The 454-nt window shown below is 68.9% G+C and carries 1 protein-coding gene; it reads right to left on the bottom strand.

What is annotated here, in order from left to right:
• Window positions 1-454 (bottom strand): ATP-binding cassette domain-containing protein (locus AC1DUE_RS20305; RefSeq protein WP_477041209.1); only part of this gene is annotated, 454 nt, incomplete at both ends.

Here is a 454-nt window from a genome sequence, read left to right as displayed (position 1 = left end):
CCTCCAGGTACTGGGTGGTGAGGAAGACGGTGACACCGCCGGAGACGAGCTCGCGGATGATCCCCCACATGTTGTGGCGGCTGCGCGGGTCGAGGCCGGTGGTGGGTTCGTCGAGGAAGATGATCCGCGGGTCGCCGACCAGGGTCATGGCGATGTCCAGGCGGCGCTTCATGCCGCCGGAGTAGGTGGAGGCGGGCTTCTTGGCTGCTTCCACCAGGTCGAAGCGCTCCAGCAGTTCGGCGGTGACCCGCCGCCCCTCGCGCTTGGACAGGTGGTGCAGGTCCGCCATGAGGAGCATGTTCTCCTCGCCGGTGATCAGACCGTCGACGGCGGAGAACTGCCCGGTGACGCCGATCGCGGCACGGACCCCGTCCGGTGACGTGGCGACGTCGTGGCCCGCGACCTGGGCCTGCCCGCCGTCGGCGGTGATGAGCGTGGACAGGATCTTCACGAC

This window comes from Cellulomonas sp. P4_A2, assembly GCF_056402515.1.
The sequence above is the reverse complement of the archived record's forward strand: the minus strand, read 5'-3'. Positions and strand labels throughout refer to the sequence as shown.